Here is a 26,264-nt window from a genome sequence, read left to right on the forward strand (position 1 = left end):
CAGTTAAATCACCGCTAAAAGCTGGTCTAACAGTACGTAACATTTCTACCGCTTGTTTTTGTAATTCTTCTTTAGCAGCCCTTTCCCTCTTAATAGTTTGTTCTAGTTGCTCTGTTTGCTGTTGCAGTTTCTCGACATAGTTGGCTTGTTGAATAGCAACCGCTAACTGATTGGCAATTTGCACCATCTGCTTGGTTTCTGACTGTTCCCAATTGCGAGGACCAGAGTTTTGATAGACTCCCAACAGACCCCAAAGTTTTTTGTCTTGGAAAATAGGTGTGATAATATAAGCCCTAGCTTCATACTTTTCTAGGGAGGCAATATAGCAGTCGGGAAATTTCTGAGTGTAAATATCATTGATGGCAGTAAATTTTTTACCTCGCTCACCAGTGTACTTACCACCTCTAGTTCTTTCAAAATAAGTATCTGTCTCGGTAATATCATCCACCGACCACTTTCTCAGAACACAGCGATCGCTACTGGTACGGTTGCCACTGAGCATCTCATCATTAGTTTGTTCTACTAGCAGCGAAACCCAACCACTAGCTACAGATTCCGCAACTACTTGTCCACTCCAGTCGGGATTAAACTGATAAACTACGGTGCGGTCAGCTTTATATGATTGACGTACTTCGCTGGTAGCAACTTTAAAAATTTCGTCAATATTTTCTGCTTGACGAATCTTTTCAATAATTCTGTTACTGGCTTTGTCCTGTTGAGCCTGTTTCTCTAATCTATTGATGTAATTAATCTGTTGTAAAGCAATCCCAACTTGTAAACCAAGCTGTCTGACAGCATCTACTTCATAAGTTTGCCAGCGACGTGCGCCAGTATTTTGATAAATACCAATTAAGCCCCAAAGCTTTTTACTACCAAACATACTACTGTCAGCAAGAAAAATAGGAGCAAGCACATAAGCCCGCGCTTCCATCTGCTCTAACAGTTCGATATGGCATTGTTTATGATCGGCAAGATAAATATCTTCTACGCTAAAGCTTTCGCCATTTTTATAACGTCCGCCTTTGGTGTTTTGTAAAAAGGTGTCTTCAATAAAAGGAATAATTTCAGTCAGATTTGACCATCCAGGGGCAGCAGATTCGGCAATAAAATTACCACTCCAATCTGGATTAAAGCGATAAATAGCCACACGATCTACATCGAGAATTTTTCTACCTTCATTAGTAGTCATTTGAAATACTGCCTGTTCATCTTTAGACAAGCGTACTTTTTCTAAAATTTGTGACAGACTTTTCTCCCGCTTGAAAGCTTGTTTCATTTGCTTACTTTGGAATTGGGAGTGTCGCCAATAAGAAGTCTGTTGAAGAGGCTCAATAAAGCGATTAGCATATTCTTTTACCTGCATAACTTCCAACTCTTGCCAATTACGAGGACTAGAATTTTGATAAACTCCTAATACTCCAAGAAGCTGATTATTAACGTGAATTGGTACAACAATGTAAGCTCTAGCTTGCATTTGCTCGAATTTCTCTAGAACAGCACGGGCTAATCCTTTGTTTTGTAAGTCATTGGCAATGTAGCAAGGTTCAAATTCACCACCTAAAAAGTGAAAATCTTTATCTAATACCGAACCTGTGGGATTCCAATTAGAGCTATAGGATTCTGCGAGAACTTCACCACTCCAGTCTGGGTTAAAGCCATAAACTACAGTTCTGTCTAATTTCATCGACTGACGGATTTTGTCCAGCCAGCTTTGCATCGACTGCTGGGCTTCTTGGTTAATAGAAGTTAGAAAATCGCTATCGGAAGTTTTTTCTAGCTGTTTGGCTTGGAATTTTGCGGTACGAATGAAACTGGTTTGTTCCAGAGGAGAGTTAAATTTAGCTGCATAATTAATCATTAACTCAACTTCCGACTCTTGCCAATTACGAGTACTAGAGTTTTGATAAACTACGAGCATTCCCAATAAGCGATCGCCAGATTTCACGGGAATGGCAATATAGGCTTTTGCTTCCATTGCTTCTAATTCTTCAATTAGACAAGGAGCAAACCCTTTGGAGTAGATATCGTTAACAACATACTGGGACTGACAATTTTCTGCGGTGACAAAACAATCGTTATCAAAAGAATTACCAGCTTTAGTCCATTTAGAATCTAAAGACTCGGCTAAGACTTCTCCACTTCCATCGGGATTAAAACCATAAATTAATACTCGATCTGCTGTGAGAGACTGACGAATTTGGTTGAGCATTTTCTGCATTGACTGCTGCATTTCGCGTTCAATAACAGTAACCAAGTCTTGCTGTTTTCCTGATTGTAAACGGGGTAGAGGTGGCTGTAAAACGCGGGTTAGTTCGATAGTTAATTGATAGAGCAGATTGATTTCATCTTCTTGCCACTGACGGGGTTGACTGCATTGCTGAACAATTAATAATCCCCAAACTTCGTTTAAACCATAACCGCTAGTTTGATAGCCATCAAGCATTATTGGTAGAGCTAAAGATGCTTGCGCTTGAAGTCCTTCAAGTAACTGTTTTTGATGAGGAGTAAGTTGACTGGCTTGGACATTATTAATCGCCACAAAGTCTTGAGACTGGTAGTCTAATGCTTTCTGTCCGCCAAAACTAAGACAAGGGATTACGGTATCTAAAGCAGGAGTCCAACCTGAAACTAAAGCCTCGGCAACAACTAGACCTTGATTCTCGTCCTCAAAACGATAAATAGCAACGCGATCCGCTTTTAATTCTTTTTGAATTACCGTAGCTGTATGCTGTAAAAATTCATTTAATTCAGTTGCTTGACGAATTTGTTTGACAACTTTCCACAAGCGATCGCGTTCCTGGCGAAAAAGATTAGTTTTAATTTTTTGGACGATATCTGTTTTATTTGCAGCAGTAGACTCTATTGGTGAAGAACCGTTTTCAGTAGTAAGGGGATTTTGTTCTTCAGAGATAGTTGATAAATTCATAATAGTTACATTACCAATAAATTACGGTTAACTTTTAGCTATCAAAATAAAAATCTAGCCATAAAAGTTTTTTTATTTTGTTTTTTCAAGGCTATTTATAGTTACTAAAGCTGGGATTGATTGAGAAAAAGTGAAAAATCTCTTCTGCATCTATTAACATAATGATATTATTGTTCTCATCGGTAAAATAGCCATATAGAAAAGGCATAATATCTTCTGAAAAGATTTCCGAAGAAGAAGATTTAAAGCTCTCTAAATTCTGCTCGATAATACTATCAATGTGGGATACGACTAAGCCCATAGATTGCCCTTGAACTTGAACTACCATAACCAAAATAGTCTCATCCTCGTCTGCATCTTCACTCAAAGAAGGAGGATAGCCCATCAGATTTTCGACATCGACTACCCACAACATTTCACTACGCCAACTGTAAATACCTAATACACAGTAAGGCATTTGGGGAACTGGTAATAATTCTTTGGGCGAAATAGTAATGACTTCGGTGACGATTTCCGCTTCTAGTAAAGCTAAATCGCTATTGGTCATAGAAGAGTTTGGGCGTTCTCCGCTACCTAAGTAGAAACGCAAGAACTTCCGAATTTGCTGAGATTTAGTTTGACCATTGTTTTTAGAATTGAGACTAAGAGATAGAGAATCAGACGGAGAAATACTTAACATAGTTACCTGATGGCTACCGTACTATTAATTTTAATTAAATTAGTTTTTGTATTTTATCGAGTAATTCATCTCGATTAACAGGTTTTGCGATGTAAGCATCTGCGCCTACAACATCTCCCCACATTTTGTCTGCTTCTGTGGATTTAGAGGAACACAAAATAACAGGAATTGGTTTTGTACTAGCATCTGCTTTGAGAGTACGGCACATTTCAAACCCGCTTTTTCCGCCCATGACGACATCTAAAACAATCAGATTAGGTTGATAGTCACCCAATTTTTCCATTGCTTCTTCGGCACTTTCGACATCTAACACACTCATACCAGCTTCTGTCAGATAGGTGCTTAAGACTCTTCTATCCGTCAGGCTATCATCAACAACTAATACTTTACTCATAAACAAACTGCTCCAGGGCAAGAATGATATTTATCTAATTAAAGAGTTCCCAAAAAATGAGCTTAACTAACACCAATGTTCATAAAAATTAAAAATATATCAGCACACAATTAATACTAATTTTTCAAAGTAGTAAAATACTTTATAGATGGAGTTATTGGGTGTTGTGACCTGAATCCTAATATTAATTAAAAAAAAGAATGTAACAGATACAGAATCAGGAGAAACCTGGCTCGACCCTATCTCACTTTAATTTTATCTGTCGTAAACATTTTTGAATTTAGGACGATCTCGGCAAAATTTATTTTTTTAATAGTTAATTTTATAAAATAAAAAGTAATCGGTTACAGAATACTCTGCCTTTTTACTAAGGAAACAGCACATGAGCGTTGGTCAATCTGATTATAGTCGTTCCAATTAATTTCCTTACGTTGTTAAACATTGGTAAAAGGATGAAGGATGCCTATCACGGATACCGCTTCGCATAAAGAATAAAAAGTAGTACTGAGTAACTTGTGGTTTCTATTTGAAATTACTATAATAACTGTTTATCAGCAATTAGCAACCATCTTTTTCGTCCCTTGGGGATAACCAAATAAGCATAATCTATAAATTAATTTAGGGATTATGCTCAATTTAATTTGAGGTTGGAAGTTAATAACTATTGTTCATTGTTCGACTGCGTTTTATCCAAAACTGTGTGCAATTAGCAAAGAGCTAAATAATTAATTAAGCAGGATTTGTTACCATATTTTGAGTAGATTCTCCTGCTTGAGAATTTGACATAATATTATCTTCAATTGCTTGGATAATTTTTTCTATCTCAATAGGTTTTGAAACAAAAGCATTTGCCCCTACTACTTTAGAACGAACTCGATCTACAATGCCATCATTTCCCGTTAAGATTACTACTGGAATATGTTTAATTTGGGAAACTCGTCTAATTTGCGAGCAAATTTCATAACCATTAACAATCGGCATTCCAATATCAAGAAATACTAAATTGGGTTTAGCGGAAATTAAAGTAGGGACAGCTTGTAGAGCCTGTTTAACTCCAATAAAACGATATCCTGCTTTAGTAATAATTTGTTCCATCACGTTACAAATTTGCGGACTATCATCAATACAGACAATTAAAGGCTTGTTAATTTGTTCTTGACGCTTTTTCGTAGTAGAACTGTTAGTTTCAATATAAGACAGTTTAATATCGTCAATTTTAGCTAATTCTAATAATTCTTGCTGGATATAAGGCATTAAAGACGATGCTAGTCTTCTGACATCTTTATTCATGCGATAAGCTAAATCTCTCAGGCTACGTTGTCCGTCTAACAGTCGCAAAAAGTTTTGAAAGACAATTCCCGATACTTCCTCTCGTAATCTTTCTTGCTGTTTCATTTGAGGTGCTAAATTGGGAGAAAATCGCTGAAGTCCTTTTTCTCGCCAAATTATCCATGCTTGTTCTGCTTCGACAATTACATCTTCTACGTTAACTAAAGATATAGACATCTGTAAACCAGAAGTCAGAAAAGAAGAATTAGAAGCGGTTTTTGGGGTAATAGTTAGAGGATTTTTCGCCTCACTTTGCAACATATCAAACATTGCTTCATTAGCTCTTATCTTGATAAATTCTGTTGCCTGCTCTCTATTAATGAATTTTTTTTGTAAGAGTACAGTTAAAACATAGTAGTCGCCACATTCAAATTCCTGGGTTTTGTCTAGTTGGAGATTATCTTCATTGACTTGAGGACAATACTTATCTAATAATCTTTTCCAAGCACGATGAGGATGCATACCACCTTCAGCCCATACTAAGCGTCCTAAACACAGATATAATGCCCATTCAATTTTTGAACTATCTTTGACATTTACTTTACCCGTAAATTGCTTTTGTTTCAGAAAAATTAATTGATTTGATAGCCGACTATTATATTTGTTACCCATAATTTAATTGTACTTTCTGAAGATATATAACAGATACTAATTACCCTTTAAATGGATCGATATAGAACAAATTTCTTGGAATTTGATTTTAACTTTTTTTAATTATGGCATAGATATTCTGTTTTTTTCCGATCTGTAAATATCATTATAAATTAGTAAAATAACCGATTTTTCGTATAAATACTAGGCGTATTTTTTCTGAAATAAAAAATATTAATTTATTTTTTAAGTAAATATTGGTAAGTATTTTCTATTTTAGAGATCGCTCTTTTTTATTTGAGCAAAATAGCGTTTTTGATTTCAGTATTTTTGCTTATTTTATAAAGTTAAGCTCTAAACAGGTTTCTATCTGATTAAATAGCAATCCTAAATCAGATGAGAGAAGATACTTTTTTAAAGTAGGCAAGTTTATAATTTCTAGACTGCACCAATTCCCTACACCCTAAACTCTTGTATAAGCCTCATCAAGATTAGTTTAGTGAGGAAAAACAATCTACTAATTTCTTGAAAATACCAGGGAAACGGAATTAAAATCGCTCCTTTGCCCATTTACCTAACTTCCAACTCCTGCAAAAAATCTAATTCCTTGATAACATCAAAGGTAAGTTAACTGCTGGTAAGTCGGGGATTTCTAAAAATTTCACATATCCCTTAAAAAAATAGGGAACTAAAGCACAAGTTACATCAAAAAAATCTTTATCCATTTGTAATGCTAAGTCTCTGATAGTATTTTTCCCGTTAAGCATTCGTTTCATATTTTGCAGCATTATTGGTGATATCTGCTGGCTTATTTGATTTTCTTTTTTTAGCAGAGGGGCTAAGTTAGGAGAACAAGAAGTTAGCCCTTTTCCTGCCCAGATAGACCACTTGTCGTAAGCTTTTGATGATAATTGATAGGTAGCGATCGGGGTTAAAGTAAGATTTAAATTTTTTTTGAGTAAACTGTAAGCAGATTTTGGCTGACTATTGATTTTTAATTTTTGTCTGTGTTCTGCTTGAAAAATATCAAATAACACATTCTCTAGTCTTTGTTCAATTAAATATTTTGTTTCTTTTCTACTAGCTAATTTTTCTTTTAGTAAAGTATTAATAAAATAGTAATCAGTACTGCTGTTAGTTTTTATTCTTTCTTTTTCAAATAGTGTAATATTTGCTTGAGGACAAATATAGTTGAGATGTCTTTGCCAGAAACGATAAACATGAGAACCTCCTTCTGCCCATAACAACATTCCTTGATAAAGGTAGATTATCCACTGTTTGTTATCTGGTGTGATAATTGTTGTAGTACCAGTAAATAATTTTAGTTCGAGAATGACTAGCTTTTCTATTAGTTTGCTATGAGCGTTCATGTATGGAGAGAAAAATCAATTGTGGAATTTACTTAAGGTTATGTAATCTTAGTTATGTATCTTAGTTTATTATCTACTTTGTTGAATATTATTACTCTGAGATCGGGAAAAAATAGATATTCGCATTATCAGTAGATGAGTAGAATCGAAAGTGAAACCCCAGACACATAAAGACTCTCAAACTTGAGATGAAGTTGTTATGACACAAATTTTAGCATTGGGAACTCTATATTTAGTGGGAACACCTATTGGCAATCTTCAAGATATGTCTTTGCGTGGAGTTCGTATACTCCAAGAAGTCGATCTGATTGCAGCAGAAGATACCCGTCATACAGGAAAGTTATTACATCATTTTCAAATTACTACTCCGCAAATTAGCTACTACAAACATAATCAAGGTTATCGCACAAAAGAATTGATAGTAAAGCTCCAGCAAGGAATTAATATTGCTTTGGTTAGTGACGCAGGAATGCCCAGTATTTCCGATCCTGGTTATCTACTAGTCAAAGAAGCGATCGCCTGTTCGATTGCGGTAATTCCGATTCCTGGTGTCAGTGCGGGTATTACTGCATTAGCGGTTTCTGGTTTAATAACGGAACGTTTTGTGTTTGAAGGGTTTGTTCCTGTTAAGGGTCAAGTAAGAAGCGATCGCCTAAAAGAAATTGCCCAAGAAACTAAAACTATGATTTTTTATGAAGCACCCCATCGCTTGGTTACGACTTTAAAAGATTTAGCTACAGCTTTGGGTGAAACCAGAAAAGTCGTCTTAGCAAGAGAAATCACCAAAATTCACGAAGAATTTTGGCGGGGCGATCTGGCATCAGCGATCGCTTTATATCAGGAAGAACGCAAACCAAAAGGAGAGTTTACCTTAATAGTTGCGGGTGCGGAAAAAGCTCCAGAAATTTTACTTTCAGAGAGTGAAGTCAAAAAAGAACTTCAGCAATTATTACAGCAAGGCATGACGCGATCGCAAGCCAGTCGTCATTTAGCTAAGTTAACGAATCTTTCTCGCCAAGAAATTTATCAGTTGAGTCTGCAATAACAAGGTGGTTATTGGTTATTTATTCTTCATCTTTCTCTTTCATTCCTCGCACAATACGAGAGAGTTCGCTTTTCTCATCCACTGCAATACGGGAAGGTGAGCCACTAATAATACCTTCGTAGTTACGGAAGGAGGTCTTGATATTAGCACCATCAGAGTTAATGGAATACTCTCTAATACCTTTATCATGCCAAGAACCACGCATTTTAAAGACGTTAATTGCTCTAGACATCTCCCCGCGAATTTCTACGTACTGTAAGAGAATAATGGTATCTGTGATCGTCGAAATATGGGATTCAGTAATGGAGTTAGAACCCATAAACTGATCGGTTGTATTGGTAAAGAAACCTGTAATTTCTTCCTGTTTAGCATAACCCGTAACACCAATAACAAACTGACGGAAAGCGTTATTAGTAACACCTCTAGCTAAAGCAGATAATGAGTCGATAGCGATACGAGAAGGCTTGAATTTGGCAATTTCTGATTTGATAGTCTGCAAGTGATCTTCTAAACCAGAAGATTCAGGATAGGCACAGAGAAGTTTTAATAGTCCTTTTTGCTCCATCTCTTCAAAGTTAATTCCCCAAGAAGAAGCATTACGAGACAATTGCGCTCTGGATTCTTCGTAAGCAAATAAAATTGCTCTTTCTCCTTGACGACAGCCTTCCTCAATAAATTTACTGACTAAAAGGGTTTTCCCTGTTCCTGTCGCGCCAGTGGTTAAGATAATTGAGTCTTTGAAGAAACCACCTCCACATAGTTGATCGAGAGTTTTCACTCCAGAAGAAATACGAACGTTAGAAGAGCGTTGAGTCAACCGCATTGCGCCCAAGGGGAAGATATTGATCCCATCGTTAGTCATAGTGAAAGGATATTCTCCTTTCATATGGGTTGTTCCTCTTAGTTTTAAAATCTCAACAGTACGACGACGACGTTCTCCTTCCAAGACGTTACGAACAATAATTACGTTATCTGAGACAAATTCTTCTACACCAAAGCGAGCAATAGCACCATATTCGTCTACTCTCTCTGTGGTCATAATAGAGGTGACGTTTAACTGTTTGAGGCGAGCTACTAAACGAAAAATTTCTCTTCTGACAACGGAAGCTGCATCATACTGTTGAAAAACGGCGGTAACGGAGTCAATAGATACTAGCTTTGCTTTATATTTCTTAATCGCATACTGAATGCGCTCGATAAGTGCGGAAAAGTCGAAATTACCTACTACTTCTTGTCCTTCAGGATCGGGAGAAGCATCAAGAATAAAAATTTTGCCTTGCTCTACCAAGCTCTCTAAATCCCAGCCAAAACTACAGGCGTTTTTGATGATGTCTTGGGGAGACTCTTCAAAGGTGATAAAAACCCCTGGATAATCAAAATACTTAATCCCATGATAAAGGAATTGAACTGCTAATAACGTTTTACCAGTTCCAGATGTTCCACTAACTAAAGTAGTTCTACCAATAGGTAAACCACCATGGGTAATTTCGTCCAAACCCTCTATAGCAGTGCGAATTTTTTGAACACCTTTGGTTAATATTTCGTTAGTGGGAATTAGATCGGGATTTTTTTGACTCATCTGCACTCAGAGAAATAACTAATATTTTATGAAAATGGTTTTTTATAAAGTTATTCTTTAAGCCAACAATAACAGATTGTGCTGTTAAAAGTGCGGGTTGACTGCAACTTTTATTAAGTATTAAAGTTGACTACAATTTTTATGAGCGATCGCGAATTTCTTCGTAGAGTAAGTCTAACCCTATTAAAACTTTTTCTCGATCGGAAAGATTGCCAATAATTTTACGTACTGGAGGGGGTAATACTTTTGACAAAGTAGGAGTTGCTAAAATTTTGTCTTCTTCTGCTAGTTGGGGGTTTTTGAGGACATCAATTACTTTTAAAGCATAAACTCCTTGAAAATCCTTTTCTAAAATATTTTTGAGGGTTTTTAACGCAATCACTGAATTAGGGGTATTTCCCGCAACATACAGCTTCAAAACATAAGTTTTTCTGAATTTATTCATAACCAATTTTAAATATTTTTTTAATTAATAAATCTCAAAATAGTTTAATTAATATAATCTCAGTATTTAAGTTGATAATTTCAATCATTTTCAACATGACTCATGCTCAATTTAATTTTATTTAATCAACTTCAAATCAAATATCTAAAGATACGTCTTCTCTGGGAATAGAACGACGATACATTTCACAGAGGTGAGCAACAATATCGATTACTGCCAAACGATAATCTAATAATATATCTTCACTTCTCCCTTCTAACTTTAATTGCTGTGCAAATTCATCCATTAATTCCATATGAATTTCGAGAATTTGTGACACTGAAATATCGGCAAAAAAGGCTTGATTAACAAAGCGATCGATGATTTGGTTGATATTTGATTCATCTTCAAAGTAACTGAGAATTATCTTACGATAATCTGTTGCTAATTGCTGATGTAATTGCTTTTGTTGAGATTTTGTGAGATTTTGATAAAAATCTTGGGAATTTCGTTTATAGTACACTCCTAAGTATCCTAATCTTTCTTGAAGCTTTTCGGCTAATCTATGTTGCTGCAAAGCCAATAAATTATGGGATTCTGTTCGTTCCTGGGTATTTTGAGGAAGATGTTCTTTTAAAGGAGCATGGGGAGAAAGATTGAGAAAATTAGTTAAAGCAAGATTAATTTGAGTGTCAATTTTTTCGGCAGAAACAAGACTAAATTTGACTTCTGCTGGGTGATAAAGAGTTATCTGCTCTTGGGAAAAGTCATCCTCAGAATAGGCGATTACTGCGGGAAACAAAAGACCTAATTGTCCTAGTTGTGATAATAGCTGACGACTCACATTATCATTGCTCACCAGCAAGCAATCTATCTTCTCTCGTTGATTTTCGATTAGCTCAACTAAAGATTCTTGGTGAGAAACTAAACTCAGGTGATAAATATCCTTATTTAGTAATTTTTGTGCTGAATGAACAAGTTCTTTGTCTTCTGAAAAAAGACAAATGTGAAGCTTTATCGAAATTTTGCGATCGCTATTTTGAGTTAAGTCTTGATTGCTTGACATTAAATTAAAGACCAAAATAAAGTTTTTTTGTCCTCCCGCAGAAGATTGACTGTTACTTCTTATAAAAACTTAACATTTATTTCGCCAGTATAGAGATTTGTAATTAATTGTAAGAAAGATGTTCCCAGAAAGGGTGTATAAACGTAATAATTAGAATATGACGTAACTCTAACAAGCATTTGTTGAGCTAATTCGTGGGTGGAAATTGGGATCGGAATAAAATCTTGCCCTTGCTCTTATTTTATTGTTGAGCTCAACCACCTTACCACTAGGCGTTTCAACTCGCCCTCACTCAGGAACTCGTTTGAAGTTCATGGTTAATTTAAAAACTACTCTCAAAGAATTTGTCTTACAGATTCCTGCTTGCTACAAGAATTCTCAGCTGAACCATTGGATTTCTACGCTCTACGATAGTCCTCTGGGAATGGTAGCGATTATCGACCATCATGAAACACCCCAAGGAGTAATTCAAAATCATTATTTACTGGGGTTAATGACACAAAGATTATCAAACAGTAAAAATGTGTCACAAAATATTGACCAACGGTCAGAGCAGGCTCCGTCGTGTCTTGGTGCGCGTTCCTTGGGCGAGGCAACCTCGCCAGGGTCGCACCGCTTGTACGGCGGAGTAATCTCTGACAAAGATTTTTGGCAAGAAGCAATTTTACCCTTAGCATCTTTGCCATCTCAAATGAAGGTGGAAGATTTTTTAGCTCGTTATTATTTGCGTAAGCAAGAACACAAGCAAAATTATTTTGTTGTTGATGAAGCAGGAAAATTGTTGGGTATTTTAGATTTATCTAAAGTACTGCAAACTCTATGGTGCAATCAAGTTTTAAATCAACAAGCAAAAGCGCATTTAACAGCTAAAAAACATTCTGCTTCTGGGGTTGATTGTGCTTTAGAGCAAGAGATAATAGCTAACTTTGATTCTCTGCAAACTGGTGTTTCTTTAAAAGAGAAATCCTCAGAAAAAGTAGTTGAGGAAGAGCCGACAATTGAACTAAAAAAACAGAGAGAGTTTAGAGAAATTAATAGTGTTTTTTACTCTTTACTAACCCAGATTTCTTTACCTTTGATAGTCAAAAATATTCGAGGAGAAGTTTGCTATCAAAATGATTACTGGAATCAGGAGTTATTAGAATCTTCAGCTAAAAATAAAACCAGTACTAACTGGCTGACTTCTGATAGAAAACAAGTATCTTCAGAGGCGGAATCCAATTATGATAACTATCATTGCGCGACAGCGAGTAATTTTTCTGTCGCTCCTTCTTCTAAGAGTGAATTGCAGCGACAAATCAATCACTTAGATGCAAATGTCCCGAATTTTACAGCAGAAAAAAAATTATTAACAACCACGATCTCAGATTATAAAGAGACAGCAAAATCAGAAACAAAACTAGATTCTTGGTATTACTATCGGCTACCTTTAGAGATTAACTTTAATTCGATTACCATTACAGACTCTCCTAACTATTGGTTAATCTTTGCGACTAAAATTCCCTTACAGCACAGTTTGGTTGATGAATCTTGGCAGCAACGACAGTTTAAGTTAAAACAACTACAAGACGAATTCATTCTCAATATCAGTCACGACATCAAGTCTCCATTAACCGCAATTATTGGCTTATCGAGTTTATTAAAAGAAGAAAAATTAGGAACTCTCAATAACAGTCAAATTCGCTACACAAAAATGATTCACCATAGTGGAAAAAGACTAATTAGTCTGATTAATGATTTTCTAGATATTACTCACTTAGCCACGAAAAAACTACAATTTAATTTTGAATCTATAGAAATCAAAAATACCTGTAAGCAACTTTACGATCGGGTAACTAAAAAACTTAAAACAGTTGCAACAGTTAAACAGCATGATGTTCCTATTTTTGCTGAATTACAATTAGATATCGCCCCAAATGCTCAATATGCGATCGCCGACAAAGCTTACTTTTGCCAGATTATAACTCGCCTTTTAGAAAATGCTTTACAGTTAGTATCTTCTGAAGAATTATTTGGTGTTACCGCAGAATGTTGGTCAAATTGGTTAGCAATTACCATTTGGAATGAAGGGGGAGGGCTTTCTGAAGCACAGCAGAATTTTCTGACCAGAGAATTTTCTCAGTATACTAATTTATTAACTTCTGAAGAAAAAAATCAAGGATTAGGACTAATTCTAGCTCAACAGTTGGCACAAGCTCATGGAGGAGATATATCTATTATTTCTCAAAGCAATTATGGTAGTGAGTTTACCTTATTACTTCCTTTAAAACCTGATAATTTTAAGTCTCAAACTGAAATTTTAGACGAGCATATTAATTGTTCTGATACCAAGCTTAACCATACCTTAGTATTAATTGTAGAAACAGCATCGAAACGAATTATCGATTTAAGTGATAAACTAAAAATCTTAGGTTACCATTGTGCGATCGCTAGAAATACTACGGAAGCTCTTTACAAGGCTCGTTGTTTAAAACCTTACAAAATACTCTTAAACTCTTCTTTTCTAGAAACTAGCGAACCAAATAACATTGTTGCAACTCTTAAAACCGATCCGACAACTTGTAATATTCCTCTTCTAATTATTAATAGCACCTTTTCTAGGCAAAATTCTTTCAATAACTTAGTAGATGAGATTCTTAGCTTTCCCATTAGTAAAGCTACCCTCACACAATTTTTCACTCCTATAGTGTCTCGCCAATCAATTTTGGCGCAAAATTTGACAGTTTTGCGTCTCTCTCTACAAGAAGAAATTAGTCAACAAAAAGAAAATTTAGCTTTAGACTTTGTATTTGAGAATCCTTCCTTTAGTCTGTCCCATCACATCATAGAAGCAGATAGCCTGGAACAAGCTCATCTATTGGCGGGAATTTGGGATATTGATGCCATTATTTGGGATGGAGTTACTTTAAAGTCTCCTGAAACTTATTTAGAGTCTTTTGCAGAATCAGATATTTTAGCTAGCATACCTGTGATTACCTTGGATGCTAAAACTACCGCAGCAGCTAATAAAATTGCCAATCTAGTAGTATTTCCCTGCTTACTACCTGCAAAAGAGCGTAGTATACAGCAACTAACTCAAGTAATTCAAATTGCAGCAGGCTTTGGCTAAATGATTGCTACTAGCTCATTATTTCTCCTATCTCCCCGATTAACCAGTCACCGTTGGTCAATCATTGGTCATCAGTCGTGAAAAAAGTGCTAAGTTAACAAAACTACAAGTTTAAATAAATTAAAAGTTAACTAAGACTGATTAGACTGCTAACTTTATGGAATCTACTTTAAAAAAGACTGTAAACTCTAAAACCCCCTTGTTATATATTGCACCATTTTTTCTTTGGGGGACTGCGATGGTAGCAATGAAAGGAGTAATTTCTCATACCACTCCCTTTTTTATGGCGGGTTTGCGTTTGTTTCCCGCAGGAATTTTGATTTTAATTGTTGCTGCTATTTTAAAACGTCCTCAACCCAAGACAGTAAAAGCATGGTTGTGGATTACCCTTTTTGCTGTCATAGATGGCACACTATTTCAAGGCTTTTTAGCAACAGGTTTAGTCCGTACCAATGCAGGTTTAGGCTCGGTAATGATTGATTCTCAGCCTTTAGCAGTAGCTTTACTATCCAGTTGGTTATTTGGGGAAGTTATTGGTCTTTTTGGCTTTTTGGGTTTAATTATTGGGATTTTAGGCATTACTTTAATTGGCATCCCCGACCATTGGATTTATGGTATTTTACAAGGAGATTTTACCGTTATTAATTTCGACTTGTTGGGCTTGCTAGATAACGGAGAATGGTTAATGTTACTAGCTGCTCTTTCAATGGCGGTAGGTACAATTTTAATTCGCTATGTGTGCCAACATTGCGATCCTGTAGTAGCTACTGGTTGGCACATGATTATCGGCGGAATTCCCTTATTTTCACTATCTGCTTGGCAAGAATCTCGGCAGTGGATCGATATTACTGCTTCTGATTGGTTTGCGCTAGCTTATGCTACAATTTTAGGTAGTGCGATCGCTTATGGTATCTTTTTTTACTTGGCTTCTAAGGGTAATCTTACTAGCTTAAGTGCTTTGACTTTTTTAACTCCTGTGTTTGCTTTATTGTTTGGAAATTTAATTTTAGCGGAGGTTTTAAGCTCCCTACAACTTGCAGGAGTATGTCTAACTTTGATTAGTATTTATTTAATCAATATGCGGGAAAAATTAGGTAAAATTGTTAATGAGAGTGAGATAATTTAAATTATAATTTAATTAATGGCGATCGCTTTTCTCTTGATAATTACAATTACCCCATACAAGCCGAGCGATCAATTCATTGTAGTTATTTGGTAAGATTTCTCTAGCAATAGGGATAATTTTAAGAGCGAATTCTGTCATTTCTTCTTTAGCTTGCTCCACTGCTATAGTTAGCTCTTTTCTTGGTATATCAAAAATTTCAGGTTGTGGAGGTTCTCCAGATTCGGCTGTTTGAGTTATTTCAATCAAATCTTCTTTGGAGCGATACTTTAGCCAAGGATGACCAATCCATAATGTTTCTTTTTCTTTATTTTTACAATGTGTTGCTGCTTCCCATTCAGCAATATCACCTAAATCGCAACAACAATTAGGAAAAATAATAATATCTCGATACTCAAAAACACAGCCACCACTAAGAGAACTAAAATCCATCTCTGCGATTGATTCTCTACTATTATCTTCAAATTTTTTATTAATGATTGTTTTCAAATAAATTAAATTATGAATATTTGCTAAGGGGACAAACCAAGATCCAGGTTGATACGGCTCTAAATCCGTAATTCCAGAATCTATTAAGCAATCTCGCCAAAACTGTTCGTTAATTTCTGTAGAGTATGAAAGAGGATATTCTCGATCTGGATTTTTAAATGTATAAGGTTCTAATTCTAATACTGGTGTGAGGATAATAGTCATTTGGTCTAACTCTTTAAAACTATTGCATTATAGCTAGGGGCAATTTTGCCAACTATTGCTGGTATTTTAGGAATCTATGGTTTTGAGATTTTTACCCCTTAATAGTTTTTCTGTTTTTCATGTTTTGAGAGATTTAATGATAGTTCTTATTTGTATTTATCTCTTAAGAAAGAAATAAAGATCGAAAGTTAATTAAGTAATGCGATCTTTAGGTTTATAGTAAATATTCTATATTGACTCAAATAAGTTTGCCCAATTTGTTTCAACTGATTTTTCTCCAGAATTAATAAGCTCAAAAGCTTTATTGATAGTATTTTCATAATTGAGGCATTCTACACAAGCATTTGCGACATCAATACGGCTAGTTTCTCCATTAAGAGTATCTCCCGTACTGATAACTACCGCTTTTTTGCCGTCGGTTTTTGCCTGAAGTAAAGTATTAAGATCGTAGGATGTATAAGGGCCATCAATTAAGCGTGCAGGTCGAATAATAGTGTAAGGTAAACCAGACGTTTTGATTGCTCTTTCCCCTTGCAATTTAGCATCTAAGACACCAAAAGTATTAAGAATATTAAATGGTAAACTATCTTTGCGTAATACACCACAAGAAGAAACAAACACAAATCTTTTGAGACTTTTCGGCGCAGTAGCAACTAAATTTTCGACCCCTTCTCCATCCACTTCTTGAGGCGTATTTTTCGGTTGGAATAAGTTAGAAAAATCCCATCTACCAGAAGGAAACGCCGTTGTACCAGTACAGCAAATAATTTGGGTTACATCCTGAGTTGCTGAAGCTAAAGTATCAGGATAGCGAATGTCTCCTACTACTATTTCTACTCGCTCATTAAACATTTTCCTAGCTTTGTCTCTTTCTCTAGTTAAAGCACGCACCGAGACATTATTGTCTAATAATTTGGCTACTACTAACTGTCCTACTCCACCAGTAGCACCTGCGACTAAAATTAAATCTGTATTCAACATAATTTTTATTATGATATCTTTATTTAGGCTAACTTGTTTGAGATAATCTTACTGGCTAAAGTGTTTTAGCTTTTAATAACTAATTCCAATCCCATTAGCTTTGAATTCATCCACAGTTTTTGTAGATAATTCATGGGTAGTCATTTGTTGTAAAATTGTCATCGGTACAGTGAGATGATGCGCTCCCGCTTGTAAAGTATCCGCAGCTTCTTGGGGTGATTTAATACTAGCAGCGAGAATTTCAGTATTACTTCCTTGGAGGATATTAGCCATTTCTCTTACTAAAGCCAAACCATCACCTAGTAGTCTTGTTGCTCGATTGACATAGGCTATGGCATATTTTGCCCCTGCTTCTTTAGCAATTTCAGCTTGAGCAGGGCTATAAATTGCGGTTACAGAACAAGTAATTTCTGATGATAAATAAGCCGTTACTCGAAATCCTAAATCAGTTGCAGGAATTTTTAAAACTATTTTTTCTCCAATAATTGATACTGCCTGTTTGGCTTCTGCAACCATACTATCAAAATCAGTGGCACACAATTGATAATACAATTCTCCTGGGCTAATTGCTGTTAATTGAGTTAAAGTTTCTTCAGGAGATAAAAGACTTTTTTTGAGTAACGTAGGATTTGTAGTAATCCCTTTTATCCATCCCATTTTGACGGCTGCTTGTGCTTCTTCAATAATTGCTGAATCGAGATAAATCATTATTCTATATGTGTAGTTGTTACCGATTAAAAAATAACAGATTAATTAGTTTTAAAGAAAGAATGCGATCGCTTTTTACCATTGATACCTCTATTAAGTTGTTAGCGATCAATATAGCTCTTTTTAGTTGTAATATTTTTAACCTACCATGAATATTACATCTAGCTTAATTTTCAATTACTACTACTTTTATGAATTTATCGAGTATCAAATTTTTATGATTTTTTCTAATATTTAATGCTCGGCATCACTCAACACCAACCAATTTGCTAAATTATAATATTTTTTACTTAAAAAATGTTTTTCCTAGAAATAATTGTCGTAGTAACTTATTGCCAAAATCTTATAAATAAATAGCTGGTTGGAATTAAATATAAGAGCGACAGTTTGTCACCTTCTTTATCTCCTTTACCTCTTTTAACTCCTTGATTTTTCCTGATTTTATAATTAATTATGCCTACATACTTAGTTGTCAATTTAGATAGATAATAATATTTTTCTTGAAAATGAACTTAAATTTAACTATCTATTTGTTTAAGTTTATTCTCTGCCAAAATCATTAATTCTTTAGCTTCTTGGTAAACCGTTGTATCTGCTTGAACTTTCTCTAATTGAAAAATAATTTGTTGTATTTGACTAATAACACGTTCTCGGTTGTTGCTATCTACTTGTTTGGGAAGGTTAATAATCTGAGATTTTGCAGATTCAAATGCTCTTACTGAATCCGCTTCCTTTTGTTGACGAATTTTAATATTTCCTAAATTAGTTTTATAATCGGCTAGTAAATTTTGCGCTTTTGAAAAACCAGGATATTCTAATGGTATTCTCTCCAATCTCAAAATAGCTTCTTGCCATAAACTACCACACTGTTGCCATTGTTCCACTGAATGAGGCATACTTTCACAACTAAGAATTGCTTTATTGGCAAAGACTTGTGCTGATCCAATTAAAGTATTAGTGCGGTTATTTCCGATAATAAAACCCGATATTTTTTGAAAATCTCGACGATAAGCATCGAGTTTAGTCTGTGCTATCTTATTCGCCAGAGTTGTAGTTGGTAATTGAGTTAATCGATCTATGCCACTTTGCCAAGTAGAGAGTGCATTTTGTTTACTAGGCTCGTCTAATGCTTGTTGATAATCTTGTTTTGCTTGTTTAATAGATGTTTCTGCACTTTCCAATTTTGTCATGGCGTTAGTTTCTTGGAAAATTGTAGCCTCCATTCTACCAACATTAGCTCTTGCAGCTTTGAATTCATCTAAAGTGAATAAAAAACCCACACGAAAAAAATTCATATATACTCTCGGTTCATAACCAATAAACCATACAGGCAATTTATCTAAATGCTGTTGGGCTTGAGCAACTTTTTCTGCTCCTAACTTTAAATCTGCCAAACTGGTAGCATTGTTAACTAATTGGTCTGCTTGTTCTACTTTGGCAATTGCCTGACGATAATTACGATCCATCCTTATATAGCTTGGTAACAGTAGAATTGGCGCAGTACGAGCTACAGGACGACGAATCATCGGATAAGGTAGATTAATAATCCAAATTACTCCAGATAGCCCCGCAATAACCATTCCTACTGTGGGTAACAACCATAGTTTGTTAGGAGAGCGATTAACTTTAATGGCTTGTTTAATAGAGCGATCGCTAAAGTATGGTAGAATGTCTTTAAACAATTCTTTTAACTCTGTTTCAGTAACGGGTTTTCCTTTTTGAGAACGTAATTTATCTAATCTTTTGAGTGCAACTTTTTTAGCTACGTCTCCTGCAATAGGATCTTTGTTAGCTGCTTTTTCAATTTCCGTAGCTAGGATTTTAAATGCTCTTTGATTAAGACGAAACACTGATAAATGCTAAGTTTACTGTAGATGTCTATTGTTAGTGTTCCCGTTTGTTCGAGTTTATCAATCACTTCTTCTAATTCATCTTCTGCGAATTGATCTAACTCTCCTAACTTTTATAACTTCTCTCAGTCAGCATTCTAAAAATCTTGTTTGAGTAATGCGATCTCTCGTGTAACAATAATATTACGAAAACTTTCATCTATGAACGTTACTTTAATCCAAAAATCTTCTGCAACAATATTAATCAGAATAGAAACTGACAATATTTGTCTCGAAATTAAAACATCATGTGTATTCGATCCTTTTGAAGAATTATATATCTGGTTAGGAATGATTCGCGATTGTCAATTACCTGCAACGATGGCAATTGATGAAGAAGGTTATGGTGTAACTTTGAATGCCAGACAACAGGGCGATCAAGAGATAGATTTTACAATCGAGCAATGGAGATACTGGGATAAAAAACAGGCTTTTGTTTATCTTCAAAAATCGATGAAAGCAGAGGATTTAATTCAATGTTTTTATGATGGAATTACAGATTTTATTAAAGAAAGATATGTTATTCCAGCTTCTTCTTTTGTCGTCCTTAGCAATATAAATTGGGATAGTTTACTTCAAAAGCCAGATCGAGTTCCCAATTGGAAAATGCGTTTGGCAATGTATGGTGGTGGAAAAGGTCAATATTTAGAAGCAGGAATAGATACAGTAGAAACAACGTTAGAACAAAAAGAATTATATAATCTGAGAAACTTTTTATATTTCGTTTCTACAACTAGCTACGATAAAGTGGGTATTTTAGCCGATTTATACAAAAATTTGCCTGTTGATATTGCTCTAGGCGAAATTGATTCTGATTGGTATAAGAAACGTAAACAACAAATAGATGCTGAATATCAAGTATACGATACCAGAATCAGAAAAAAAGAAGAAAGAGAAAGACTTTTTGAGTTACAAAAAGCTAGAATAAGAACATTAAAATTAGGACAACTTGTAGATGGAACAGTAGTAGCATTTAAGCCATATGGTTTATTTATCAATATTTGTGGAATTCATGCTTTATTGCATATTTCTATGATTTCTCAAACTCCTGTAGAAAATATAAGTCAAATCTGTCAAAAAGAAATTTTTCAACTTCGTGGTTGGATTAGGGCAATAATTACTTATTTAGATATAGAAAAAGGTCGTGTTGGCATATCAACTAAAGAGTTAGAATCCCAACCAGGAGATATGTTTAAAGACCCCATACTTGTATATCAAAATGCTGAAGCAATGGCAGAGAAATATCGTTTAAATAATAACTTATAGTTACTAATATAATTGTCCATTGCCCATTAAACTGTAACTCCTTCTAATTCAGCCTCAGCAGGTTGATATAATTCTCTTAACTTCTCTAACTTATCATCATCAGTATCCCAAAAACCTCGTTGCCTTGCTTCAAGCGATTTCAAAATAAGAAAACGATTTTCATTCAGATTTTTTCAAGCTTTTTGTTCTTTTTGCTTCCTACTCAGAACTTCTTCACACTCTACAGCAATTTTACGAGCTATTTCTGATTGTTCCTTTATTTGCGCTTCAAATTCTTTCGCCATTGCGACTAATGCTTTTAATTCTTTTTCGTCTGGTAGTTTATTCATAACAATGCTTCTAATCTTTGGATTATATTTTCTAAACCTATTTTTGATTCTATAGTTTTTCCTTGTAGATTACTTAGCTCTTCCCCCGTAGCTTGAATTTCCTCTGATGATAAATTTTCTTGTTGTAGTAATTCAATAATAATTTGAATTCTTCGCTTATAAACATCTACGACAAATAATGAGTTATTGAGATACCCATAAAATTGAACTAAAAGATTATTATTAGGAAATCTATTTAATAATGGTTTTAAGATACCAAGTCCATGTTGTGTTTGTTCCTGAATATAGTCTAACTCAATATTTAATCTCTCTATAATATATTGTATTTCTGAAGGGATACCCATTTACTGAATGTATTTTGTGAGCGAATTCAGCATACTACTTTCTGCATTCAATAAAAGTAAATTTTTTTTTAGAGAGTAACTCCTTCTAATTCATCTTCAGCAGACTGATATAATTCTCTTAACTTCTCTAACTTCTCATCATCAGTATCCCAAAAACCTCTTCCGTGTGCTTCGATCGCTCGTCCTACAATATTACGAAAGGCTTCAGGATTGGCATCTTGTAATTTTTTAGCCATCTCGGCATCTAACATATAGGTATCTGCTGCTTGATCGTATACCCAGTCATCTTGAAAATTGGCAGTACCACCCCAACCGATTAATGCTGTCATGCGTTGGGATATTTCGTATGCGCCACCGCTTCCTTGATCTGCCATCGCTTCAGCCCATTTAGGATTAAGCAATTTAGTGCGGTATTCCATGCGGAGTAAATCTTTTAATTTGCGGGGCGTTGTATCTTTAGAAAAGCTCTCTACAAAAGAGGCTTCTACTTCTTTCCCGCTTGATTTTTCTGCTGCAAGTTTTAAACCTCCAGTATTACCGTAGTATTCTTGAATGTCAGTTAAACCATATTCTACTGAGTCAATTTCTTGGACAATTCTGTCACTGGTTTTGAGTAATTGTTGCAGTACTTCTGGTCTAGCTTGTCCTTTATCTTTTCGACCGTAACTAAAGCTATTGCGCTTAGTCCAAGTATTAGCTAATTCGTCACCAGACTCCCAATTACTATCAACTACTTGGTCATTTACTAGGGAACCGAAATCTCCAGCAGGGTTAGAAAATAATCTAGCTGAAGCATTATCTATTCCTTGTTCTTTTAGAGCGAGATAATGTTTGTGAATAAAGTTATTTTCTGGTGTTTCTTCGGCTTCTGCTGCTCGTTGAAATAAATCGTCTAATAGTTCAATAATATTGACGAAAGTATCTCTAAAAATCCCTGAAAGATTAGCTAAAACATCTATACGAGGATGTCCTAATTTGTCTAAGGACATTAATTCGTATCTAACAATTCTTCCCGTACCTTCTTTAATTGGTTCAGCACCGACTAATTCCAATAAAATGCCTAAAGATTCTCCTTTGGTTTTAATTGCGTCTAAACCCCATAACATGACTGCTACAGTTTCAGGATAACTATCGTTTTCTGCTAGATGTTCGCTAATAATTTTTTTGGCAATTTCTCTTCCTCTCTCATAAGCACCAGGAGAAGGCATTCTATAGGGGTCTAAAGCATGAATATTACGACCAGTAGGCAACACTCCCGCACCATCTCTTAATAAATCACCACCAGGCGCAGGGGGTATATATTCCCCATTTAAACCACGCAGTAGATTAGTCATTTCATCGGTGGTTTGTAACAATAAGTCTCTTACTACGATCGCTTTTTCAATATGATCCGAAGCAATGTGATACTTACTATTGGCATACTGCTGACCCATATAACCATGATAAATCGAAAGGATCGTTTCGCGATCGCTACCTTGACAAATGGCTTGTAAAACTGGCTCAGGGGGACAATACTCAGCTAGATAGGCTTCTAAATATGCGTAAAGATTTTCTGCATCGGGTTTTTTCCCTAAAATGTGTAAACCAGAAGAAAATAAACGTTGTTCTAATATTTGCAGATATTCATATACTTCTACAAAATAATTATTAATTACTTGCTTGCTAAACAACTTACTATTTTCTACTGTAAAGCTAATACCTTGCTTTTCTCCCTCAGTAAACTTACAATCTCTTTCTAAACCAGCATCAATAATTTTCTGGGTAATAATGTCTCGCAATGCCGTATTTTTTTCAGTATCTTCGCGATATTCGGCAATTAATTCCCGCAGACTAATTAATTCTTTATATAGTCCCGCACGACCATAAGGAGGAACATTATGAGAAATTAAAGTACCGTAACCTCTACGTTTTGCCAGGAGAGATTCTGAAGGATTATTAGCAGCATAGATATACAAATTAGGCAGGTTTCCTAATAAAATATCCGACCAAGAATAACCAGTGTTTCCTAAAGGAGAACCAGGCAACCATTCTACTGTACCGTGCATACCAAAGTGAACGATAGCATCGGCTTGATAGTCATTTTGTAGCCACTTATAATAAGCAGCATATTGGGGATGAGGGGTTAAATCTTTTTCAAACATTAACCGCATGGGGTCGCCAGCAATTCCTAATGGTGGCTGCACACCTATCCAGACATTTCCTGACTGAATGCCTCCAATTTGATAGTTATCACCGTAGGTTTTTATTCCCGTACCTGTGAGAGACTGCCATTGTTTTCAATGCGAGAAGTTAGAAGATAACCTAGTTGTTTTTCGAGGGTTTTTACGTTAACAAATGATTCCCCCTGTCCTCCCTTAGCAAGGGGGGTAGCTTCGTCAGCTTCTTTTACTTTTTTAATTATCTCTTCCCCATCTTCTGGTAATTCTCCTACGTTATAACCTTGTGCTTTTAATGTTTGGAGGAATTTAAGTAAGCTTTTGGGTACGTTTAGTAAGGCTGCTGTTCCTGTTGCGCCATAACCAGGAGGAAAGCCATATAAAATGATGGCAAGTTTTCTCTCTTCGGGTTTTGTTTGTCGCAGTTGAATCCAGTTTTTTAGTCTTCCTGTTAATCTGTATAATCTCTCAGGAATGACATAAATATCTTCGCCTACTAAGCCTCCTAATGGTACTGTGTCAATTGCACCATCGAGTTCGGGAAGGGAATATAAAACTACGCTTTGTAAACCACCGATTCCTTTTCTCGTCCAAGAATGAATATCTTGTATTAATAATGGTGCAGATACTATATAAGGAACATTTTTAGCAGACAATATTTGTTTAGCTACTTCTACTTGCCTTCCTGCTTCCATTGAACCTGCTGGTCCTCCTACCAAGGGAAAGCCAATTGTGGAAACAATAGCATCAACTTTTACAGCTTCTTTTTTTAAAGAAAGGATTTCTTTGTTGCCTTGGTTTCTTTGTTCCTGTTCATAGGTAGTAGTCATCCAATCTCTAACCGCCACATGACCTTCTACACCGTTAATAAAGATAGGTAAGGGAATTAATTTTTCTTTTTCAAAGTGCTTGATTAATTGAGGGATATAAGGCTGTTTGGTAATTACGTGTTTACGATATAAGAGAATACCAATAACTGATTTTTGTTTATTAATAGATGTAGGGTAATATGTACCAATATGTTTTTTATACCAGTCTAAATAATCCTGTGGCGAAGTAAAATAACCATTGTAGTCAGGATGCAATAAACCTATGTTAGGAGTTTCAATCGGTTCAGCAATTTCTCCTACCTTTAAGCCTAAATACCTCTCTGCAATAGTCCAACACATCGAAGCAACATTTTCTGTACCTCCTGCATTCCAGTAACCATAAATAATTAACCAGTTACGCAAGTCTTGAACTTTCTTTGCAGGGATATACTTTAATAATTTAGGGCCAGTCTTTAAAAAGCTAATATAACCAGCAAGCTTATCTTCTTCTTTGCTATTGGTAAACTTACTTAGAATAAATTTAACAGGTTTAGGCATTCCTTTGGGTTTATCCCCAATGACAAACTTACCCAACCGAGTGAGACTCATCAACTCCAATGCAGATTCAAATACTAAACGGATAGGAATATCTTGTACCCTCTCCCGCAACCAGATAACCTGGTCGTAGTCAAAAACCAAACTGGCAAAGAAAACGTCTGCTTTCTCCAATGCATTTGCTACGGTGTCAGGATTGGCAGTGATGTCTCTGTCGCTGAATACAGTAACTTCCAATTCACTACAACGAGAGGTTGCTAACTCCGCAGCTTGTCTATATAGGTTAGCGTTAAAGGATTCAAACCCCGCAATCAAGACTATCCGTTTCATATTCTCAGCTTCTTAAAGTTTCTTCATATCTTGGCTTACTTTGATTGTAAAAGAATTCTCTAGTAAAGGCGATTGTCATTTAGATCGATGACTATACAGTGAAGATGGTCTAAGCATAGATAGGTGAATCTTAAAAATTAGGAATTTAGATGTTTGAGCTAATTAAAAATATTCTTTTCGCAATTATTGTTATGTTTGTGGTAACGTGGTTTATCTCTTCTAGTGGTGGTTGGCAAGAACTATCAGAAAAATATAAGACAGAACATAATTTACCCAAGACATTTCTGGTTACAGAAAATCAGAGAATAATTTTCAGCAGAGAAAATAAAAGCGGTATTATGTCTTTAGATAGATTAGGTATCGGAGTATTAGACTATGGACTTTATCTTTCTAGTTCTAGTATGTTCTTCCCTGTTAACTTTTTTTTGCCTGCTTTATTAATACCTTGGGCTGACATTTCTTATCGAAAAATAGCTGCTACCAACTCTTTAAATGAATACTATACTTTTTATTTGGGTAATCCACGAATGGTTAGATTTTCTTTAAATACAGATACTATTAACAAACTT

20 protein-coding genes and 1 pseudogene are annotated in these 26,264 nt (G+C 35.3%); 5 read left to right on the top strand and 16 right to left on the bottom strand.

What is annotated here, in order from left to right:
• The 5 genes from H1P_RS14210 to H1P_RS14230 form a co-directional block, all read right to left on the bottom strand.
• A partial coding sequence (locus H1P_RS14210; protein WP_144868212.1) for a GAF domain-containing protein occupies positions 1 to 2,926 on the bottom strand: 2,926 nt, incomplete at its 3' end.
• Between the two features lie 91 nt (positions 2,927 to 3,017).
• The gene (locus H1P_RS14215; RefSeq protein WP_144868214.1) at positions 3,018 to 3,605 is read right to left on the bottom strand and encodes a chemotaxis protein CheW; all 588 of its coding nucleotides are present in this window, start codon (positions 3,603 to 3,605) and stop codon (positions 3,018 to 3,020) included.
• 34 nt (positions 3,606 to 3,639) lie between these two features.
• On the bottom strand, positions 3,640 to 3,999 hold the full coding sequence (locus H1P_RS14220; protein WP_144868216.1) for a response regulator transcription factor: 360 nt from the start codon (positions 3,997 to 3,999) through the stop codon (positions 3,640 to 3,642).
• A gap of 729 nt (positions 4,000 to 4,728) precedes the next feature.
• Positions 4,729 to 5,940, bottom strand: a complete 1,212-nt coding sequence (locus tag H1P_RS14225) for a response regulator (RefSeq protein WP_144868218.1) — start codon at positions 5,938 to 5,940, stop codon at positions 4,729 to 4,731.
• 578 nt (positions 5,941 to 6,518) lie between these two features.
• A complete protein-coding gene (locus H1P_RS14230) occupies positions 6,519 to 7,289 on the bottom strand; it encodes a hypothetical protein (protein WP_144868220.1) in 771 nt (256 codons plus the stop codon).
• Between the two features lie 199 nt (positions 7,290 to 7,488).
• Here H1P_RS14230 and rsmI point away from each other — a divergent pair, with 199 nt between their 5' ends.
• Complete coding sequence (rsmI, locus tag H1P_RS14235) at positions 7,489 to 8,334, top strand: 16S rRNA (cytidine(1402)-2'-O)-methyltransferase (protein ID WP_144868222.1); 846 nt, start codon at positions 7,489 to 7,491, stop codon at positions 8,332 to 8,334.
• A gap of 19 nt (positions 8,335 to 8,353) precedes the next feature.
• Here rsmI and kaiC read toward each other — a convergent pair whose 3' ends face one another.
• The 3 genes from kaiC to H1P_RS14250 all read right to left on the bottom strand — a co-directional run bounded on the left by kaiC (position 8,354) and on the right by H1P_RS14250 (position 11,403).
• A complete protein-coding gene (gene kaiC / locus H1P_RS14240; RefSeq protein WP_144868224.1) occupies positions 8,354 to 9,913 on the bottom strand; it encodes a circadian clock protein KaiC in 1,560 nt (519 codons plus the stop codon).
• Between the two features lie 139 nt (positions 9,914 to 10,052).
• Complete coding sequence (gene kaiB, locus H1P_RS14245) at positions 10,053 to 10,358, bottom strand: circadian clock protein KaiB (RefSeq protein WP_144868226.1); 306 nt, start codon at positions 10,356 to 10,358, stop codon at positions 10,053 to 10,055.
• Between the two features lie 136 nt (positions 10,359 to 10,494).
• The gene (locus H1P_RS14250) at positions 10,495 to 11,403 is read right to left on the bottom strand and encodes a circadian clock protein KaiA (protein ID WP_144868228.1); all 909 of its coding nucleotides are present in this window, start codon (positions 11,401 to 11,403) and stop codon (positions 10,495 to 10,497) included.
• A 313-nt stretch (positions 11,404 to 11,716) separates the two neighbouring features.
• On the opposite strand from H1P_RS14250, the gene H1P_RS14255 reads away from it, so the two are divergent.
• Both H1P_RS14255 and H1P_RS14260 read left to right on the top strand, forming a co-directional pair.
• Positions 11,717 to 14,512: a histidine kinase dimerization/phospho-acceptor domain-containing protein gene (locus H1P_RS14255; protein WP_144868230.1), complete on the top strand. Its 2,796-nt coding sequence runs from the start codon at positions 11,717 to 11,719 to the stop codon at positions 14,510 to 14,512.
• 157 nt (positions 14,513 to 14,669) lie between these two features.
• Entirely contained in the window at positions 14,670 to 15,638 is a 969-nt protein-coding gene (locus tag H1P_RS14260) for a DMT family transporter (protein ID WP_144868232.1), read from the top strand.
• 12 nt (positions 15,639 to 15,650) lie between these two features.
• Here H1P_RS14260 and H1P_RS14265 read toward each other — a convergent pair whose 3' ends face one another.
• The 4 genes from H1P_RS14265 to H1P_RS14280 all read right to left on the bottom strand — a co-directional run bounded on the left by H1P_RS14265 (position 15,651) and on the right by H1P_RS14280 (position 19,867).
• Positions 15,651 to 16,328: a hypothetical protein gene (locus tag H1P_RS14265; RefSeq protein WP_144868234.1), complete on the bottom strand. Its 678-nt coding sequence runs from the start codon at positions 16,326 to 16,328 to the stop codon at positions 15,651 to 15,653.
• A gap of 228 nt (positions 16,329 to 16,556) precedes the next feature.
• Positions 16,557 to 17,312, bottom strand: a complete 756-nt coding sequence (locus tag H1P_RS14270) for an NAD(P)H-binding protein (RefSeq protein ID WP_144868236.1) — start codon at positions 17,310 to 17,312, stop codon at positions 16,557 to 16,559.
• A 69-nt stretch (positions 17,313 to 17,381) separates the two neighbouring features.
• On the bottom strand, positions 17,382 to 18,017 hold the full coding sequence (locus tag H1P_RS14275; protein WP_144868238.1) for a transaldolase family protein: 636 nt from the start codon (positions 18,015 to 18,017) through the stop codon (positions 17,382 to 17,384).
• 518 nt (positions 18,018 to 18,535) lie between these two features.
• The gene (locus tag H1P_RS14280; protein WP_144868241.1) at positions 18,536 to 19,867 is read right to left on the bottom strand and encodes a hypothetical protein; all 1,332 of its coding nucleotides are present in this window, start codon (positions 19,865 to 19,867) and stop codon (positions 18,536 to 18,538) included.
• Between the two features lie 201 nt (positions 19,868 to 20,068).
• Between H1P_RS14280 and H1P_RS14285 the strand changes: the two genes are divergently transcribed.
• Complete coding sequence (locus H1P_RS14285) at positions 20,069 to 21,172, top strand: S1 RNA-binding domain-containing protein (protein ID WP_144868243.1); 1,104 nt, start codon at positions 20,069 to 20,071, stop codon at positions 21,170 to 21,172.
• A gap of 173 nt (positions 21,173 to 21,345) precedes the next feature.
• Here H1P_RS14285 and H1P_RS36075 read toward each other — a convergent pair whose 3' ends face one another.
• From H1P_RS36075 to H1P_RS39840, 4 genes are all read right to left on the bottom strand, one after another.
• Positions 21,346 to 21,501 (bottom strand): hypothetical protein, encoded by a 156-nt coding sequence (locus tag H1P_RS36075; RefSeq protein ID WP_186375965.1) that lies wholly within the window; start codon positions 21,499 to 21,501, stop codon positions 21,346 to 21,348.
• The gene (locus H1P_RS14290) at positions 21,498 to 21,845 is read right to left on the bottom strand and encodes a restriction endonuclease subunit S (RefSeq protein WP_144868245.1); all 348 of its coding nucleotides are present in this window, start codon (positions 21,843 to 21,845) and stop codon (positions 21,498 to 21,500) included. Before H1P_RS14290 ends, H1P_RS36075 begins: the two co-directional genes overlap by 4 nt.
• A 68-nt stretch (positions 21,846 to 21,913) precedes the next feature.
• The gene (locus tag H1P_RS39835; protein WP_425461534.1) at positions 21,914 to 24,091 is read right to left on the bottom strand and encodes a cobaltochelatase subunit CobN; all 2,178 of its coding nucleotides are present in this window, start codon (positions 24,089 to 24,091) and stop codon (positions 21,914 to 21,916) included.
• Positions 24,088 to 25,695 (bottom strand): cobaltochelatase subunit CobN, encoded by a 1,608-nt coding sequence (locus H1P_RS39840; protein WP_281291163.1) that lies wholly within the window; start codon positions 25,693 to 25,695, stop codon positions 24,088 to 24,090. The genes H1P_RS39835 and H1P_RS39840 overlap by 4 nt, the downstream gene beginning before the upstream one ends.
• Positions 25,696 to 25,844: 149 nt before the next feature.
• Between H1P_RS39840 and H1P_RS14300 the strand changes: the two are divergent.
• Positions 25,845 to 26,264 (top strand): annotated as a pseudogene (locus tag H1P_RS14300) (hypothetical protein); the annotation flags it as partial.

It is taken from the genome of Hyella patelloides LEGE 07179, assembly GCF_900659865.1.
Taxonomy (GTDB): Bacteria; Cyanobacteriota; Cyanobacteriia; order Cyanobacteriales; family Xenococcaceae; genus Hyella; species Hyella patelloides.

Bases quoted from the DNA above. Each gene is read 5' to 3' on its own strand.
- H1P_RS14215 (WP_144868214.1), bottom strand. From the start codon at position 3,605: ATGTTAAGTATTTCTCCGTCTGATTCTCTATCTCTTAGTCTCAATTCT.
- H1P_RS14220 (WP_144868216.1), bottom strand. From the start codon at position 3,999: ATGAGTAAAGTATTAGTTGTTGATGATAGCCTGACGGATAGAAGAGTC.
- H1P_RS14225 (WP_144868218.1), bottom strand. From the start codon at position 5,940: ATGGGTAACAAATATAATAGTCGGCTATCAAATCAATTAATTTTTCTG.
- H1P_RS14230 (WP_144868220.1), bottom strand. From the start codon at position 7,289: ATGAACGCTCATAGCAAACTAATAGAAAAGCTAGTCATTCTCGAACTA.
- rsmI (WP_144868222.1), top strand. From the start codon at position 7,489: ATGACACAAATTTTAGCATTGGGAACTCTATATTTAGTGGGAACACCT.
- kaiC (WP_144868224.1), bottom strand. From the start codon at position 9,913: ATGAGTCAAAAAAATCCCGATCTAATTCCCACTAACGAAATATTAACC.
- kaiB (WP_144868226.1), bottom strand. From the start codon at position 10,358: ATGAATAAATTCAGAAAAACTTATGTTTTGAAGCTGTATGTTGCGGGA.
- H1P_RS14250 (WP_144868228.1), bottom strand. From the start codon at position 11,403: ATGTCAAGCAATCAAGACTTAACTCAAAATAGCGATCGCAAAATTTCG.
- H1P_RS14255 (WP_144868230.1), top strand. From the start codon at position 11,717: ATGGTTAATTTAAAAACTACTCTCAAAGAATTTGTCTTACAGATTCCT.
- H1P_RS14260 (WP_144868232.1), top strand. From the start codon at position 14,670: ATGGAATCTACTTTAAAAAAGACTGTAAACTCTAAAACCCCCTTGTTA.
- H1P_RS14265 (WP_144868234.1), bottom strand. From the start codon at position 16,328: ATGACTATTATCCTCACACCAGTATTAGAATTAGAACCTTATACATTT.
- H1P_RS14275 (WP_144868238.1), bottom strand. From the start codon at position 18,017: ATGATTTATCTCGATTCAGCAATTATTGAAGAAGCACAAGCAGCCGTC.
- H1P_RS14285 (WP_144868243.1), top strand. From the start codon at position 20,069: ATGAACGTTACTTTAATCCAAAAATCTTCTGCAACAATATTAATCAGA.
- H1P_RS36075 (WP_186375965.1), bottom strand. From the start codon at position 21,501: ATGAATAAACTACCAGACGAAAAAGAATTAAAAGCATTAGTCGCAATG.
- H1P_RS14290 (WP_144868245.1), bottom strand. From the start codon at position 21,845: ATGGGTATCCCTTCAGAAATACAATATATTATAGAGAGATTAAATATT.
- H1P_RS39840 (WP_281291163.1), bottom strand. From the start codon at position 25,695: ATGAAACGGATAGTCTTGATTGCGGGGTTTGAATCCTTTAACGCTAAC.